Origin of the sequence: Neotabrizicola paludis, from assembly GCF_044142105.1 — a bacterium.
Lineage (GTDB): Bacteria > Pseudomonadota > Alphaproteobacteria > Rhodobacterales > Rhodobacteraceae > Pseudogemmobacter.
The window spans coordinates 37,555-53,812 of record NZ_JBGTYM010000009.1; the positions used below are offsets into that span (position 1 = coordinate 37,555).

Annotated in this window: 16 protein-coding genes; 6 read left to right on the forward strand and 10 right to left on the reverse strand. The window is 66.2% G+C overall.

The annotated features are described in order from the left end of the window. Positions 1-28 precede the first annotated feature (28 nt). The 3 genes from ACED67_RS17275 to ACED67_RS17285 all read right to left on the reverse strand — a co-directional run bounded on the left by ACED67_RS17275 (position 29) and on the right by ACED67_RS17285 (position 3,401). Positions 29-1,183: a phosphoserine transaminase gene (locus ACED67_RS17275; RefSeq protein ID WP_395542964.1), complete on the reverse strand. Its 1,155-nt coding sequence runs from the start codon at positions 1,181-1,183 to the stop codon at positions 29-31. Positions 1,184-1,329: 146 nt separating this feature from the next. Beyond that, a complete protein-coding gene (locus ACED67_RS17280; protein WP_395542965.1) occupies positions 1,330-1,923 on the reverse strand; it encodes a hypothetical protein in 594 nt (197 codons plus the stop codon). A gap of 248 nt (positions 1,924-2,171) precedes the next feature. Continuing rightward, the gene (locus tag ACED67_RS17285) at positions 2,172-3,401 is read right to left on the reverse strand and encodes a zinc-binding metallopeptidase family protein (protein ID WP_395542966.1); all 1,230 of its coding nucleotides are present in this window, start codon (positions 3,399-3,401) and stop codon (positions 2,172-2,174) included. Here ACED67_RS17285 and serB point away from each other — a divergent pair. Together serB and ACED67_RS17295 are read left to right on the forward strand one after the other, a co-directional pair. Next, the gene (gene serB / locus ACED67_RS17290; RefSeq protein WP_395542967.1) at positions 3,394-4,269 is read left to right on the forward strand and encodes a phosphoserine phosphatase SerB; all 876 of its coding nucleotides are present in this window, start codon (positions 3,394-3,396) and stop codon (positions 4,267-4,269) included. The genes ACED67_RS17285 and serB overlap by 8 nt on opposite strands. Continuing rightward, entirely contained in the window at positions 4,266-4,745 is a 480-nt protein-coding gene (locus ACED67_RS17295; protein WP_395542968.1) for a GNAT family N-acetyltransferase, read from the forward strand. The genes serB and ACED67_RS17295 overlap by 4 nt, the downstream gene beginning before the upstream one ends. A 34-nt stretch (positions 4,746-4,779) precedes the next feature. Here the strand turns inward: ACED67_RS17295 and zapE are convergent, their stop codons facing one another. Next, positions 4,780-5,856 carry a cell division protein ZapE gene (gene zapE / locus ACED67_RS17300; RefSeq protein WP_395542969.1) on the reverse strand — a complete coding sequence of 359 codons (1,077 nt, stop codon included), beginning with the start codon at positions 5,854-5,856 and terminating at the stop codon, positions 4,780-4,782. Between the two features lie 161 nt (positions 5,857-6,017). On the opposite strand from zapE, the gene ACED67_RS17305 reads away from it, so the two are divergent. After that, complete coding sequence (locus ACED67_RS17305; RefSeq protein ID WP_395542970.1) at positions 6,018-7,937, forward strand: methyl-accepting chemotaxis protein; 1,920 nt, start codon at positions 6,018-6,020, stop codon at positions 7,935-7,937. Positions 7,938-7,991: 54 nt separating this feature from the next. Here ACED67_RS17305 and ACED67_RS17310 read toward each other — a convergent pair whose 3' ends face one another. The 3 genes from ACED67_RS17310 to ACED67_RS17320 form a co-directional block, all read right to left on the reverse strand. Continuing rightward, complete coding sequence (locus ACED67_RS17310; protein ID WP_395542971.1) at positions 7,992-9,194, reverse strand: winged helix-turn-helix domain-containing protein; 1,203 nt, start codon at positions 9,192-9,194, stop codon at positions 7,992-7,994. A gap of 43 nt (positions 9,195-9,237) precedes the next feature. Then, a complete protein-coding gene (gene rlmN / locus ACED67_RS17315; RefSeq protein ID WP_395542972.1) occupies positions 9,238-10,419 on the reverse strand; it encodes a dual-specificity RNA methyltransferase RlmN in 1,182 nt (393 codons plus the stop codon). Positions 10,420-10,538: 119 nt separating this feature from the next. Then, entirely contained in the window at positions 10,539-11,066 is a 528-nt protein-coding gene (locus ACED67_RS17320) for an invasion associated locus B family protein (protein ID WP_395542973.1), read from the reverse strand. A 169-nt stretch (positions 11,067-11,235) separates the two neighbouring features. Between ACED67_RS17320 and ACED67_RS17325 the strand changes: the two genes are divergently transcribed. Further along, complete coding sequence (locus tag ACED67_RS17325) at positions 11,236-12,249, forward strand: asparaginase (RefSeq protein WP_395542974.1); 1,014 nt, start codon at positions 11,236-11,238, stop codon at positions 12,247-12,249. A 54-nt stretch (positions 12,250-12,303) separates the two neighbouring features. Beyond that, entirely contained in the window at positions 12,304-12,651 is a 348-nt protein-coding gene (locus ACED67_RS17330; protein ID WP_395542975.1) for a DUF2794 domain-containing protein, read from the forward strand. A gap of 63 nt (positions 12,652-12,714) precedes the next feature. On the opposite strand, the gene ACED67_RS17335 is transcribed toward ACED67_RS17330, so the two are convergent. The 3 genes from ACED67_RS17335 to ACED67_RS17345 all read right to left on the reverse strand — a co-directional run bounded on the left by ACED67_RS17335 (position 12,715) and on the right by ACED67_RS17345 (position 15,394). Further along, positions 12,715-13,530, reverse strand: coding sequence for a C40 family peptidase (locus ACED67_RS17335; RefSeq protein WP_395542976.1), 816 nt, complete (start codon positions 13,528-13,530; stop codon positions 12,715-12,717). Between the two features lie 2 nt (positions 13,531-13,532). Continuing rightward, a complete protein-coding gene (locus ACED67_RS17340; RefSeq protein ID WP_395542977.1) occupies positions 13,533-14,936 on the reverse strand; it encodes a leucyl aminopeptidase family protein in 1,404 nt (467 codons plus the stop codon). Between the two features lie 77 nt (positions 14,937-15,013). Next, positions 15,014-15,394: a hypothetical protein gene (locus tag ACED67_RS17345; RefSeq protein ID WP_395542978.1), complete on the reverse strand. Its 381-nt coding sequence runs from the start codon at positions 15,392-15,394 to the stop codon at positions 15,014-15,016. A 159-nt stretch (positions 15,395-15,553) separates the two neighbouring features. Here ACED67_RS17345 and ACED67_RS17350 point away from each other — a divergent pair, with 159 nt between their 5' ends. Beyond that, positions 15,554-16,204 (forward strand): carbonic anhydrase, encoded by a 651-nt coding sequence (locus ACED67_RS17350; RefSeq protein ID WP_395542979.1) that lies wholly within the window; start codon positions 15,554-15,556, stop codon positions 16,202-16,204. The last annotated feature ends 54 nt before the right edge of the window (positions 16,205-16,258 follow it).

Here is a 16,258-nt window from a genome sequence, read left to right on the forward strand (position 1 = left end):
GGTCGGGGTTCGCCCCGACCCCTGTTGCTCAAGCGGCTTGTGCCAGCGCCGCGATCTCGGCATCGAACGCATATTCGACCCAGGGCATCAGCGCCTGCACGTCCGAGGTTTCGACCGTCGCCCCGCACCAGATCCGCAGGCCGGGGGGGGCGTCGCGATAGGCGCCCGCATCCAGCGCCACGCCCTCTTTCTCCAGCCGCTTGGCCACCGCCTTGGCGAAAGCCGCCCCGTCGGTGATGCGCGGATCGGTGAATTTCAGACAGACCGAGGTGCAGGAGGCCGTCGCCGGGTCCACCGCCAGATTGGCGATCCAGTCCTTGCCCTTGATGAAATCGGCAATCGCCTTGGCATTGGCTTCCGACCGGGCGATCAGCCCCTTCAGCCCGCCGATGGTCTTGGCCCATTTCAGCGCGACCAGGTAATCCTCGACGCACAGCATCGACGGCGTGTTGATCGTCTCGCCCACGAAGATCCCTTCGGAAATCTTGCCCTTCGAGGTCAGGCGAAAGATCTTCGGCAGCGGCCAGGCTGGCGTATAGGTCTCCAGCCGTTCCACGGCGCGCTGGCTCAGGATCAGGACACCATGCCCGCCCTCGCCGCCCAGCACCTTCTGCCACGAGAAGGTAACGACATCGAGCTTCGCCCAGTCCATCTCCATCGCGAAGGCGGCCGAGGTCGCATCGCAGATCGTCAGCCCCTTGCGGTCGGCCGGGATCGCATCGGCATTGGGCAACCGCACGCCACTGGTCGTGCCGTTCCAGGTGAAGACCACATCCTTGTCGAAATCGACCGTCGCGAAATCCACGATCTCGCCATAGGGGGCCTTCTTCACGGTGGCATCCAGCTTCAGCTGCTTGACCACATCGGTCACCCAGCCTTCGCCGAAAGATTCCCAGGCCAGCATTTCCACCGGGCGCGCGCCCAGAAGCGACCACAGCGCCATCTCGACAGCGCCGGTATCCGAAGCAGGAACGATGCCGATGCGGTACTCCGCCGGCACGCCCAGAATGTCACGGGTCAGGTCGATCGCCTCTTTCAGCTTGGCCTTGCCCACCGCAGCGCGGTGCGACCGCCCCAGGGGCGCGTCAGCCAGCATGTCAAGGGAATAACCGGGGATCTTCGCGCAAGGGCCCGAAGAAAAACGCGGGTTTGCCGGCCGCGTTGCCGGAGCGGTATTCGCCATATCTGGTATCCTTACAGATATATGCCCTTCGTTGGGGAAGGGTGTCCCGCCGCCGCAGATACAGCCGCTCGCGACGCTTTGCAATCGGATTCCGACAGGCCGGGCTTCGACCTTGGTCGGTCCCCGGGGTCCCCCTGCGTCCCGCGCTAGCTCCCCACTACCCCTGCCACCAGCACCAGCGACAGGCAGCCCAGCCAGAGGGCGGCCACCCTCTGCACCAGGAAGACCGGATCGTTCAGAGCCCCCTGCGCCGCCGTCGCCTTGCCGATGCGGCCCAGCACGCGACCCGCGCCGCCCCAGATCAGTGCCACGGTCACGACGCAGGCCAGGAACAGCGCCAGCCGGGCCGGGAAGGCCGGATCGGCGGGGGCGGGCAGCAGGACAAGGCCGAAGACCAGCGCCTTGGGGTTCAGAAGCGTGGTGACGAAGACCCGCCGCGCTGTCACCGGCATGTCCTCTCCAGCCGCCGGGCGCCGCCACAGCCGCAGGGCCAGGCTCAGCACCCACAGCGCCGCCACCAGCTTAAGCCCCGGGGCCAGTGCGGGCAGACGCTCCACCAGCCCCGCGCCCATCCAGGCCAGCGGCAATACGGCCAGAGCATAGCCCGCCAGTTCAGCCGGGATCAGCCGCACCACCCGGCGCAGGCCGGATCCGGCCCCGGCCAGCCCCATCAGCGTATTGGTCGGGCCGGGTGCCAGCAGCAGCGTCAGCACCGCCGAGAGGAAAAGGGAAAGCGCCATCACGACTCCACGATCTGTCTGTTCATCCCGTCCGCTCTAGTCCGGGGCGGGTCGTGCCGCCTTGATGCCGATCAACTGCCGCCGGCGGAAGCAGACGCTTTGTCACCCCGATTCGCAAACAGGGTAAATCGCTCTCCGGCGGGCTTGCCGCAAGACGTTCGGAAGACAAAGGGAAGACGTTGGGAAGACGTGCCAAACGCCCCGGATGCCAAAAATTAACCCAGCGTTCCCAATCCCTTGTACGCGCCTTACCCCTCGCGCCCGGCCCGCACCACCTCATGCACGAAATGCAGCTTCGCGATCACCGCTTCGGTCAGCGAGAACGGATACAGATCGGGCTGGCCCATCGAGCGGTTCATCGTGTTCAAGGCCACGGTCAGCGGCGGCCAGGCATGGATCAGCCGCCCCATTCGACGCGCACGGTAGGGGTCGAAATCGACCTCGGTGGTCAATTCGCCCTCGTCGTCGATGCCCGGATCGATCCGCATCCCCAAAGCCGCCGCCGTCTCCAGCGTATCGACCATATGCAGGTAATGCGCCCAGGTCTCGGCCCAGTCCTCCCAGGGGTGCATCGTGGCATAGGCCGACACATGTCCCGCCTCCCAGCCCGTCGGCGCGCCCTCGGCATAGTGGCGCTGGAGCGCGGCGGAATAATCCGCACTCTCATCGCCGAACAGGTCGCGGAACGGCTGAAGGCGATCGCTGCCGCCCACCAGCAAGTCCCAGTAATAATGGCCGATTTCATGGCGGAAATGGCCCAGAAGCGTGCGATAGGCCTCGCCCATGTCGCTGCGCATCCGCTCGCGCACGGCATCATCGGCCTCGGTCAGGGCGATCGTCACCACGCCATCGGCATGACCCGTCAACACCCGACTTGCCGCACCTGGATCATCGGCCAGGAAATCGAAGACCAGCGGCTCGGCATGGCCTTCGCCGGGCCGGGGCATCGGCAGGCCCAGCCGCATCAATGTGTAGATCAGCCGCCGCTTCGCCACCTCGATCTTCTGCCAGCGCAGATGGTTCAACGGGTCCGAAAGATCGGGCACGAACCGGTTATGCGCACAGGCCGGGCAAAAGCCCGTTCCGTCATTCTCGACCGGAATCAACCAGTTGCAGGCCGACAGCTCCCAGTTGCGGCAGAACCGCCAGCGGTCCGGCCCATCCTCTCCACCCTCGGGCTGGGCACGCAGCCAGACCGCGCCTTCGGGTTCGACCGCGGCCATTTCCGCCCGCTCCGGCAGATAGCCGACCGCCCGGCCACAGCGCAGGCAGACCGTGTTCTCGAAATGCAGGACCTGCCCGCAGCACTGGCATTTGAAGATCTTCATTCCGGTCCCCAGAGGTCTTTGGCCAGTCAACGCCTCGCCATCCTGCTTGTTCCCTGCGGCAGAGGCCAGCATGACGCGCACTAGCGCGGCCCGCAGAAATTCCGTATCCCCTGCCGAACCGCCCCCAACGTCCCGGTCGCCCATGTTCATCGCCACACTTCTGACCAATCCCGAAACGCCGGTGCTTGACCGCGCCACCGTGGAATCGCTGCGCAATGCCTGGGGCGGCGGCGCGGCGCGTTGGCTCGATCCCGGCGTCGCGGCCGAGTTCGAGCTGGCCCAGGCGCCCGAGAATCTCTGGCAGGTCTGGCAGGATCTGCAGGGCCTGCGCATCGACCTTGCCCTACAGCCCGCCGAGGGCCGCCGGAAGCGCCTGCTGATCGCCGATATGGACAGCACGATGATCCGGCAGGAATGCATCGACGAGCTGGCCGACGAAGCGGGCGTCGGCGCGCATGTGGCGGGCATCACGGCGCGGGCGATGAATGGCGAGCTGGATTTCGAAGAGGCCCTGCGTGAAAGGGTCAATCTGTTGAAAGGCTTGCCGGAAACGACAATCTCCAGCGTGCTGCGCGACCGCATCACCCTGATGCCCGGCGGCCCTGTCCTGTTGGCCACGATGCGGGCGCAGGGGGCCTATGCGGCGCTTGTCTCGGGCGGCTTCACCGCCTTCACCTCGGCCATCGCGGCGAAGCTGGGGTTTGACGAGAACCGTGCCAACACGCTTCTTGCCGAAGCCGGCCGGCTGACCGGCACCGTCGCCGATCCGATCCTGGGCAAAGAGGCCAAGCTTCAGGCGCTGGAGGAGATCACCGCCCGTCTGGGGCTTGTGCCCCAGGATGCCATCGCCGTGGGCGACGGCGCGAATGATCTGCCCATGCTCCTGCGCGCGGGTATGGGCGTGGCGCTGCACGCCAAGCCAAGGGTGCAGGAACACTGTGCCCTGCGGGTGAATCATGGCGACCTTTCCGCCCTTCTCTACCTTCAGGGCTATAGCCGTGACGAGTTCGCCGCATGATCGTGCGTTCCGCCAGCCCGCAGGATGCGCCCGCGATGGCGTCCCTCTTGAACCGCATCATCCGCATCGGCGGCACCACCGCGCATCAGCATGAAAAAACGCCGCAAAAGGTGCGGACCGACTATATCGACGGCCCCGATGCCCTGTGCTGCCATGTGGCGGAAGAGGCCGGGCAGGTGATCGGCTTTCAGGCACTGGGCCGCCATGACGGCCTGCCTGCGGGCTGGGGCGATATCGGCACTTTCGTCACGCCGGATTCGCAGGCGCGCGGCACCGGTGCGGCGCTTTTCGCTGCCACCTCTGCTGCGGCACGGGGGCTGGGCCTGACCACGATCAACGCCACCATTCGCGCCGACAACGTGCCGGGCCTTGCCTATTACGCCCGGATCGGCTTCACCGATTACGCCCATGAACCGGACTGGGCGCTGCAAGACGGCACCGTCACCGGCCGCATCAGCCGTCGCTTCGACCTCTGACCGGTCGGCCGCGCAGGCCCCCCTGCCGACCCGCCTAGCCCCAGTCCGCGCCCTGCATCTCGCGCAGGCGGCTGGCGGTGCGCTCGAATTCGAACGACCCCTCGCCCTCGATATACAGCCGTTCCGGCTCATCGGCAGCCGAGCAGATCAGCCGCACCCGTGCCTCATACAGCGCGTCGATCAGGGTGACGAAGCGCTTGGCTTCATTGAAGTTCGACGAGGAAAGCTGCGGAATGTCCTCAAGAATCAGCACGCGCACCGCTTGGGCGATGGCCAGGAAATCCGCCGGGCCAAGCGGACGGGCGCATAATTCCCAGAACGTCGCCCGCCCGACGCCATTGGCAAAGCGTGGCAGCACGATCTCGCGCCCGTTCACCGGCAGTTTCAGCGGCTGGCCGGGCGCCGTGCCGGTCAGATCGTCCCAGATCGCCTGGATCTGCCCGCGCGCGCGGCCGGCCGGGTGGAAATAGGCCTGCGCTCCTTCCAGCCTGTGCTGGCGATAGTCCGTGGGGCTTTCCAGCGCCAGGACCTGCATCTTCTCGTTCAGCATGGCGATGAACGGCAGGAACAGCGCCCGGTTCAGCCCGTTCTTGTACAGATCCTCGGGCGGCCGGTTCGAGGTGGTCACGATCACCACGCCCCCCGCGATCAGCTTTTCGAACAGCCGCCCCACGATCATCGCATCGGTGATGTCGGTGATCTGCATCTCGTCAAAGGCAAGAAGCCGGACCTCTCGAAGCACCGCTTCTGCCACCGGCTCCAGGGCATCCTCGACGCCCTGCTTGCGGGCCTCGTGCATGCCGTGATGGATTTCCTGCATGAAGGCGTGGAAATGCACCCGCCGCTTGGCCACGCCCCCGCAGGACGCGACGAACAGATCCATCAGCATCGACTTGCCGCGCCCGACGCCGCCCCAAAGATACAGACCCTTCGGCGCGGCGGCGGGCCGGGCGAACAGGCCTGCGAAAAGGCCGACCTTGCGGGTCGGATTGGCCTCAAGCCAGCGGCGCAGCTCTTCCAGCCTGGGCAGGACGCCGCGCTGCGCCGCATCGGGCCGCAGCGTCCCGGCCTGCACGCGGGCGTCGTAAATCTCGGTCAGCGTCTGTCGCATGCCTGCGTATCGGGTCTCGGCGTATCGGGGGGAAGCGGGGCGCGATTGTCGCGCATTGAACGGAAATCGAAGGATCGGCGGCGGGGCAGGGCGGGCCTGCTAACCGAATCTATACGCGGCCACGGCAGAGTGCCGCAACCCATGCCCATGATGAGGCCGCTATGTCGTTCTTCCGATCGCTGAAACTCTCTGCAAAACTTTCGGTCCTTTCGATCCTTATGTTCCTTGCAGTCGATGTCGCCGGGTTCCTCGTGGCAAGCCATTTCCTCGCGAAATTTGCTGAGGGCCAGTATGACCAGCAACTCTACAGCGCAGCGCGGACTTCCGCCGACATCACGCAGGATGTCTTCCCCGGCATGACCTATGCCTTCTCGGACGCGGGTGATCTCGATGTCGTGCACATGAACGCCATTCCCGATGTGATCGACCAGTCCATCGCCGACCAGATCCTCAGGGTTTCGGAACAGGATTTCACCCTGTTCAAATTCGATGCCGCCAATCAGGATTTCCTGCGCGTGGCCACATCGATCCGCGAAAACGGCCAGCCGATCCTTGGCACCCATCTCGGCAAGGATCATCCGGGCTATCCCCATCTGATCAAGGGCGAATCCTATGTCGGGCCCGCGGTGGTCGATCGCGTGAGGCATCTCGTCGACATGACGGTGATCAAGAACGATGCCGGCCAGGTGATCGGGGCCTATGCCTCGGCCGTGTCTCAGGACGAAATGTATGCCAGCCTGGGCCAGGCGCGGCTGGCCATCGGCCTTGCCCTCGGCGGTCTGACCCTGGCGGGGGGAATCGCGCTTTTCCTGATCAACCGGTCGTTCCTGCGCCCGCTCGGCGGCCTGAGCGCGGTGATCGCCCGGGTCCGCCAAGGCGATCTCGACGGCGATGTGCCGGGGTCGGCCCGCCAGGACGAGATCGGCGGCTTCGCCCGCGGGGTGACCGACTGGCGCGAATCGATCCAGAAATCCGCCGAACTGGCGGAAACCGCCCGGACCATCGAAGCCGAACAGGCGCGTGTGGTCGAGAATCTGTCGGGCGGGCTGGCCGCCCTTGCGGCGCTGGATCTGACCACCAAGATCCAAAGCCCGCCGGACGATCCCTTCCCGGCGCGCTACGAGGAATTGCGTCACAATTTCAATGGTGTGGTCGATACGTTGGCGGAAACCATGCGGATGATCCGCGAAATCGCCACCTCGATCGACGAAGGCGCCTCGGCCTTCAACGGCATCGCGCAGGACATGTCGAACCGCACCGAGACCCAGGCAGCCACGCTAGAGGAAACTGCCGCTGCGCTGGATGAGCTGACAGCCTCGGTGCAATCCACGGCCGAGAATGCGGCGAATGCCGATCGCCAGATGGCCGAAAACGGGCGTCAGGCGCAGGAAAGCGGCGAGGTGGTGCATCGCGCCATTTCCGCCATGGAACAGATCGAACAGAGCTCGCGCCAGATCACCCGCATCACCGATGTGATCGATGACATCGCCTTCCAGACCAATCTTCTGGCCCTGAATGCCGGGGTCGAGGCAGCACGGGCGGGCGAGGCCGGCAAGGGCTTTGCCGTCGTCGCTTCCGAGGTGCGGTCCCTAGCACAGCGTGCATCAGAATCTGCAAAGGAAATCAAGCGCTTGATCAGTCAATCCAGCCAGCAGGTCGAAGCGGGCAGCGCCCTTGTGCATGAAACCGGCGATGCACTGAGCAAGATGATCGAGCGGATCGGCGGCGTCACCGCCATGATCGGCGACATCGCCGGTTCGGCCAGGGAACAGTCGCTCGGCCTGTCCGAAATAAACACTGGCGTGAAGCAGCTTGACGAGGTGACCCAGCGCAATGCCGCAGTGGTCGTGCAATCCTCGACTTCGGCCGATGCGCTGCACAATGATGCCGGGCGGCTGAGCGAGAGCCTGTCCCGTTTCACCGTGCCGGGCCTCACGGCGGCGGCGCGCGGCAGGCCAGCCGCAGCGGCGCCGTTCGCGGCAGAGCCTGTTGCCGCCTCCGCTTCGGGCGGGCTTGGCTTCCAACCGCTTCCCGTGCGCGCAACCGGCACCGACTCCTCCGCCGGATGGGAGGATTTCTAACTCGGGACCAGGCGGGTGGGGTCGTGCGCCTCCTTCGCCGCCTTTCGCCACCGCTCAGGCGGCGTCTCGCTGCCAGCCCGGCAGGAATTCCACCGCGCTGCACCCGGAAAACCGCGCCAGGCGGTCCAGCTCGGCCTCGAGCCGCGCCTGGCGCCCGGCGCCGAACCTGACACCGGCCTCGGGCCACAGCGCCCGCACCCGCAGCACCTTCGCATCGCGATGCGCTTTGGCATCCAGCCGCCCGACCAGCCGGTCGCCTTCCAGCAGCGGAAAGACGTAATAGCCATATTGCCGCTTCGGCTCGGGCACGAAGACCTCGATCCGGTAGAAGAACCCGAAAAGATGCTCGGCCCGCTTGCGGTCGCGCAGGGCCGGGTCAAAGGGCGACAGCACGCGCAACCGTGCAGGCGGGGCGGGCGGCACCTCCTCCAGCAGGTCGGGACGGCAGAACATCTTGCGCCGTGTGCCGGCCCAACCTTCGACTTCTGCCTCGACCACAACCCCCCGCGCCAGAGCCGCGCGGCACCATTCCTTGGCCGCCTCGGGTCCGATCAGCGCCCAATAGGCCGCCAGTTCGCCCGAGGTCGCAAAGCCCAGCCGGTCCAGCGCCGAGGAACAGGCCCAGTCCAGCGTCTCTTCCGCCGAAGGATCGGGGCGCCGCGCCGTCTCGGGGATCACCCGTTCCGACAGGTCATAGACCTTCTTGAACCCGTCGCGGCGGCAGACCGCCAGCTCGCCCACATGCCACAGGTATTCCAGAGCGGCCTTGGACGGATGCCAGTCCCACCAGCCGCCCTTGCCGCGTTCCTCGCCCTCGCCCACATCGCTGGACGAAACCGGCCCGCCCTCTTGCACCCGCTTCAGCACATCGTCGAATTTCTCGTGAAATCCGTCGCGCTGCCAGCCGGTCCAGCGGTCGACCAGCCGCGCCCGCTGACGGGCGAAACGATGCTTCCAATGGCCATAGACCGAGACCGGCAGGATCGAGGCGTCATGCGTCCAATGTTCCCATAGCTGCCGGTCCCGCTCCAACAGCCGCTTCAGCGACGCCGGATCATAGCTTTGCCGCCGCGACCACAGGATCATCTGATGCGCGCGTTCCACGGTGTTTATGCTGTCGACCTGCACGAAACCGATCCGGTCGATCAGCCCGGCCAGCGCCTCGCCCCTGGCCGGGCCGGTGGGCGGCTCGGCCAGGGCATGGCGGTCCAGGAACAGGCGGCGGGCGGTCTGGTTGGGGATCAGGGGCAAGGACATGCGCCATCCTTGCCTCAGTCGGGTTTGTTCGTCAAACGTTCCGTCAGAGTCCCGCTTCGGCGGCGATCTCGGCCCGCGATTTCCGCGCCCGTTCGGTGGCCGATTTCAGCTGGCCACAGGCCGCCATGATATCCTCGCCGCGCGGGGTGCGGATCGGGCTGGCGTAACCGGCCTTGTAGATGATGTCGGCGAAAGCTTCGATCCGCTCCCAGTCCGACCGCTGATAGGGGCTGCCGGGCCATTCGTTGAAGGGGATCAGGTTGATCTTGGCCGGGATGCCCGCGATCAGCTTGACCAGGCGGCGGGCATCGGCGTCGCTGTCATTCACGCCTTTCAGCATGACATATTCAAAGGTGATCCGTTCGGAATTCGACAGGCGGGGATAGTCGCGCAATTCGCCCAGCAGCGTGGCGATGTTCCAGCGCTTGTTGATCGGCACCAGCATGTCGCGCACCGCATCGGTGGTGGCATGGAAGGAAATCGCCAGCTGGCAGCCGATCTCGGTCGCGGCGCGGGCAATCTCGGGCACCACACCCGAGGTCGACAGGGTGATCCGGCGGCGGCCAAGGGCGATGCCTTCGCCATCCATCACAATCAGCATCGCGTCGCGCACGGCATCGAAATTGTACAGCGGCTCGCCCATGCCCATCAGCACGATGTTCGACACCAGCCGCCCGGCCTCGGCGCCTTCGCCCGGCTGCGGCCATTCGTCCAGGTCGTCGCGCGCCAGCATGACCTGGCCGACGATTTCCCCGGCGGTCAGGTTGCGCACCAATTTCTGCGTCCCGGTATGGCAGAAGGAACAGGTCAGCGTGCAGCCGACCTGGCTGGAGATGCACAGCGTCCCGCGCCCCTCCTCGGGGATATAGACCACCTCGACCTCATGCCCGCCGGCGATCCGCACCAGATATTTGCGCGTGCCATCGGCCGAGATCTGGCGGCTGACCACTTCGGGCACTGCGATCTCGAACCTGTCGGCCAGAAGCGCGCGGAAATCCTTGGCCAGGTTGGTCATCGCCGCGAAATCGCGCACGCCCCAGTAATAGACCCATTGCCAGATCTGCCCGACCCGCATCTTGGCCTGCTTTTCCGGCGTTCCGGCGGCAATCAGCGCCTCGCGCAGCTGCGCGCGGGTCAGGCCGACGATATTGGTGCGGGCGGTTTCGGGCAGTTTGCGCGGGATGGTCAGGACATCCTGCGTCACAGGGGAAAGCGGCGTATCCATGGGCAGATCCTTGGGTGGGGCCTTGTCACAGGCGATCTGAGTCTGGCGGCGATATAGTCGATCGCGCCGCAAAAGAAAACGCCCCGGAGAACCGGGGCGTCCGTCGACGGGCGCGGCGCTTACTTGCAGCGCGCGCCGGCGTCTTCCATCGCGGCGGTGAAGCCGCGCAGCGAGAAAGTGTCCTTGGTCTGGGTGCCCTTGCCCGAGCGTGCGGTGATCACCGCATCCGACCCGGCCTTGAGCGCGGCCAGCAGGGCGGCGTCATCCTGGGCGGAACCCGGCCAGGCCCATTCGCCATCGGTGAAAAGATCGAAGGACTTGCCGCCCACATCCACCTTGACGGTCGAGCCACCCGCAAAGGGGTAGCCGCCGGTAAAGCTGATCTCGCCCGGCTTGCCTGGGCGGAAGGTCACGAAAAGCAGGATATCGCCCCGGCGCACCGAGACCGGCTTGCCATCGCGCGAATTCACCGTCTCTTTCGGCTTGGACACGCCCCAGCATTCCTTGGGGCTTTCCTCGACGAAGACGTTCCAGTCGGTGATCGTCGCGACGCGGTTGGTCGATTCCTGCGCATGGGCGGGAAGAGCGGTCATGGTGGCAAGGGCCACCGCGGCAGCCCAGGGGGCGCGGCGAGAGAGGAAAGTCATGTCAGCGCAGCCTCCAAGCTGTCTTTTGCCTCGGCCCCTTGCCGCCACGGGTTTTGGCCTTTTTCGGCTGGAAGGGGCGCTCTGAACTCGATACTCCAGCTTTACGCAAAAACGCCATTCCGCGAAAGCCCTCTGGGCAGAAAATCGCACATCTGTGAGGGAGGATGCCATGGCACGGGTTGATGAGGGTGCGGTTCCGCTGGCCGAATTGTGGCGCGGCGGTGTGGTGGAAAGCACCCATCTGGGTCACGCGGTGATCTGCGATGCCAAGGGAATTGTCGCCGCCTGGGGCAATCCGGCGGCGGTGATCTTCCCGCGCTCCTCCTGCAAGATGATCCAGGCGCTGCCATTGCTAGAAACGGGTGCGGCCGATGCGCGCGGCCTGTCCGAGGCGCATCTGGCCCTGTCCTGCGCCAGCCACCAGGGCGCGCATCTGCATGTCGATATGGCCGGGCGCTGGCTGGCCGATCTGGGTCTGGGCGAGGCCGACCTGCGCTGCGGCGCGCATGAGCCGCTGGACCATGGCGAACGCGACCGCCTGATCGAAGCCCATGAAAAGCCCTGCCAGTTGCACAACAATTGCTCCGGCAAGCATTCCGGCTTCCTGACCGTGGTGCAGCACCTCAAGGCCGGGCCGGAATATGTCGAGATGGATCATCCCTTGCAAAAGGCCATCCTTGCCGCGACCGAGGAAGTGACCGGCGAAAGCATTTCGGGCTGGGGGATCGACGGCTGTTCGGCGCCGAATTTCGCGGTTTCCGTCGTCGGCCTGGCCGGGGCGATGGCGAAATTCGCTGCCGCCAAGCCGGGGGCCGGGGCGCGCGAGGATGCGATGGCTCGTTTGGCCCGCGCGATGGCGCGCTACCCGGAACTGGTTGCGGGCGAGGGCCGGGCCTGCACCGAGTTGATGCGGGCCATGGACGGACGCGTCGCGATCAAGACCGGGGCCGAAGCAGTGTTTGTGGCGATCATCCCCGAAAAGGGCCTGGGCATCGCGCTCAAGGTGCTGGACGGCAATTCCCGCGCGTCGGAAGCCGCGATTGCCGGACTTCTGGTCAAGCTGGGCGTGCTGGAGGCGGCGCATCCCGCCACCGTCAAGCGTCTCAATCCGGTGCAGAAGAACTGGCGCGGGCTCGTTACGGGCGAGGTCAGGCTTGCCCCCGGTTTCGCAGCCAGCCTGTAACGCCCGCGCAACGCCGCGCTTGATTTGGGCGGCGTTCTGCCGCAGGCTTGTCCCATGAACATGGAAGCGCCTGTCCCTTTTCCGGCGGGGCAGGGGGGCCTTGAGCAGGTGGCCTTCGACCGCCGGGAACTATCTCTGATCCTGCGGCTTTATGGCCAGATGGTCGCCGCGGGCGAATGGCGCGATTACGGCTTGTCGCATGGCCGCGAGGCCGCGACTTTCGCCGTGTTCCGCCGCACGGCCGAAGTGCCGCTCTACCGGATCGAAAAGCGCCCCAAGCTTCGCGGCAAGCAGGGGATTTACGCCGTGCTTGGCGCGGCGGGTCAGGTGCTGCGCCGCGGGCATGACCTGGCCGCCGTGCTGAAGGTGCTGGAGCGCAAGCTGATCCGCCCGGTCGACTAGGCTGATCGCGGCGGAGGGCACACCCCCGCACCCGTGTGGGGTATTGGGACCAAGAGGAAGGGATCAGGGGCGACGCCGCGCCGTGACCGGGCCTTCCCCTTTGGAAAGGATTCGGGCAATGGCGGCGTCGAGCGGTTCGGTGATCACCCGCATCCTGTGCGCGGTGGCGTGGATCATGGTCATGCCGTCCAGCATCATCGCGACATGGCCCTTCCAGAAGATCAGGTCGCCGCGTTGCAGCGGGGCGTCTTCCGCCAGCGCGCGGCCCAAGGCCTGTTGCAGGTCGCTGTCGCCGGGACAGGGGCGGCCCGCCGCCAGCATCGAAAGCTGGACAAGGCCGGAACAATCCAGCCCGGAAATCGCATTGCCGCCCCAAAGATAGGGGGCGCCAAGAAACATCTGCGCGACCGAGGCCGGATCGGCGGCGGGCTGGGGCAGGGGCGCAAGATGGGTCGCCGGCACGAAGCCCAGCGCTGTCTCGGCCCAGGTGCCGTCATCGGCCAGAACCTGCACCATACTGTTGAGATAGAGCGGATGGCGCATCTCGGCCTGTACTTTCGGCCCGGCATAAAGATGGGTCGCAGGCGTGGCGACGCGGTGGGTGACCGGGCTGTCCGGGCCGAGCGTGGTTTCCTCGACCCAGCCGCAATAGCCATCTTTCGCCGCTTGTACGAAGGCATGGCCCTGATCGTGGTCGATCACCGTCACGGCATCGCCGAACAGAAGCGTGCGGTCCAGCGCCCCGCCGGGGCTGCGCAACAGGGGGACAAGGGGGCGGGTCAGGCGGGCGGCCTTCCCCTCGGTCAGGGGCGCGTCGATCTGGCCGCGCAGCGAAACATGCGCGATGCGACCTGAAAACGGGGTAAGACGGCGGTCCACTGTCACAACCCCAGCATCTGCGGCAGCGCGTTCAGGATCGCCCGCGCGCCTTGCCCGCTGCCGCCCTTGGGCCGGGCGGGCGCATCGCTGGGCACATGACCATAGATGTCGAAATGCATGTAGCGCGGATGATCGGCAAAGCGGCGCAGGAACAGCGCGGCGGTGATCGCCCCGGCAAAGCCGAAGCCCGGAGAATTGTCGAGATCGGCGATGCCCGGTTCGATCACCGGGTCATAGGCGTCATGGAAGGGCAGGCGCCAGACCGGATCGAAACCCTGCACCGCCCCGGCCTCCAGCGCCGCCGCCAGGGCGGGATCATCGGTCCAATAGGGGGCGAGGTCGGGGCCGACGGCAACGCGCGCCGCCCCGGTCAGCGTTGCCATCGAGATCAAGAGGTCGGTCTCTTCCTCGGTCGCATAGGCCAGCGCGTCGCCCAGTACCAGGCGGCCCTCGGCATCGGTGTCATTGACCTCGACCGTCAATCCCTTGCGGCTGGTCAGGATGTCTTTGGGCTTTTGCGCATTGCCCGCGATCACATTCTCCACCGCCGGGACCAGCACCCGCAGCTGGAGCGGCAGATCCAGTTGCATGATCATCTGGGCGAGGCCGAGCACCGTGGCTGAGCCCCCCATATCCTTCTTCATCAGGCTCATGCCATTGCTGGGCTTGATGTTCAGCCCGCCCGTATCGAAACAGACGCCCTTGCCCACCAGCGTGACGCGCGGCCCGGCGGTGCCCCAGTGCATGTCCAGAAGGCGCGGCGCGCGCGGGCTGGCGCGGCCCACGGCATGGATCATCGGAAAATTCTGCGCCAGCAGGTCCTCGCCCTTCACCACCTGCGCCTTTGCGCCAAACCGGGCGGCAAGGTCCAGGAAAGCGGCTTCCAGCTCGTCCGGCCCCATATCCTGTGCGGGCGTGTTGATGAGATCGCGGGTCAGAAACTCGCCCGCCGCCATAGCCTCGACCCGCATGGCCGCGACGCCGCTGGGGGGCACAAGCAGCGGCTGGGCCGACGCGGTCTTGCCGGGGCGGTAGCGGTCGAAACGGTACAGCGACAAAAGCCAGGCGAGCGCCGCCTCCTCCAGCAGCGCCTGGGGCTGATCGCCGGTCAGCGCCCAGGCCCCGGCAGGCAGGCCCGCCACCGCCTTGGCGATGCCAAAGCGGGTCCGCGCGCGGCTTTTCGCGCTGCCAAGCCCTGCCACAGCACCGGCAACCTCGCCCGCCTCTCCGGGCAGAAGCCGCAGCTCTCCCAGAGCGGCCTCAAAGCCGGTCGCCTTCAACCAGGCCGCATCGCGGGCGGGAAGGCTGTCGAGGAAGCCGGCCAGGTCCGCTGACTGCACCAGATGCAGGGGCAGGGCTTTCGCATCATCGGGCGCGAAATGCGGGGCGGTCGGGGAAGGGGTCATGGCAGGGTTCCGCATAAGGCAGGTTTCCTGGAACCCTAGCCCTTGCATCCGCGACCGCAAGGGGGCGCGGATGTGCCTTAGCGCGACAGACCCGCGGTGCCTTGATCGGGTGCCAGAGAGCATTCCGCCACCCGCAACAGCCGCGCCCAGACCGCGGCAAAACTGGTCGCATCGCCGCGTTCAAGGCAATCACGTGCGTCCTGGCCCACGGTGCCAAGGCTGACCATGCCCAGCCCTTCGGCCATGCGTTGCAGCTTTTTCAATTGCCGCGACAGATCGGCAAGCTCATGCGCACGCACTTGCGCGGCGATTCCGGCCATGGCCAACGCCAGCTCTCCCAGGGCCCGCGCGACCATCTGCTCGGCCACGGCAGGGCCGAGGTTGCGATAGATCGCGGCGATGGCCTCGCCATCCTGCCGAACCCGCTCGCGCGGGGTCAGCACGTCGAGAGTGGACATTCGATCACCCACACGTTTCACACCCGGCACGATCCTGACCTCTCCGTGCTTTCCACTTCGCTAAGTCGGGTGTCTTTCGGCCCCAAATTGCCTCTCGCATTTTCTGCGAATGCATCGTACCTCTGCGCGACCGCAAGACAGCGCAATGGAGCCCGCCCGATGATCCATGCCCGCCCGCTTCCCGCCTATCTGATCCAGCGTTTCCATGGCTGGCGCGCCACCGCCTATCAGGACAACCGCGCCTGGTATCGCCGTTTGGCCGCCTCGGGGCAGCATCCGCGCGCGATGGTGATTTCCTGCTGCGACTCGCGCGTTCACGTGACCTCGATCTTCGGTGCGGACGAGGGCGAGTTCTTCATCCATCGCAATATCGCGGGCCTCGTGCCGCCCTATACGCCAGATGGCAAGAATCACGGCACTTCGGCGGCGGTGGAATATGCTGTCACCTCGCTGGGCGTCGCGCATATCGTGGTGCTGGGTCATTCCAATTGCGGCGGGGTCAAGGGCTGCCATGACATGTGCACCGGCCATGCCCCGCAACTTGAGGAAAAGACCAGCTTCGTGGGCCGCTGGATGGACATCCTGCGCCCGGGCTTTGAAAAGGTCGCCCATATGCCGGCCGACACGATCCTGCCCGCGCTGGAAAAGCAGGCCGTGCTGACCAGCCTTGAGAACCTGATGACCTTCCCCTTCGTTGCCGATGCGGTGAAGGACGAGACGCTGACTCTGCATGGCTTGTGGAACAACACCGGCGAGGGCGAGCTGGAGCATTACGACGCCACGCGCGACGCTTTCGTTCCGGTTGGCTGATCCGGTTTGCCGGGGACGGGCAGAAGCGCCCCTGTTCCCCACCCGCGGCCCATG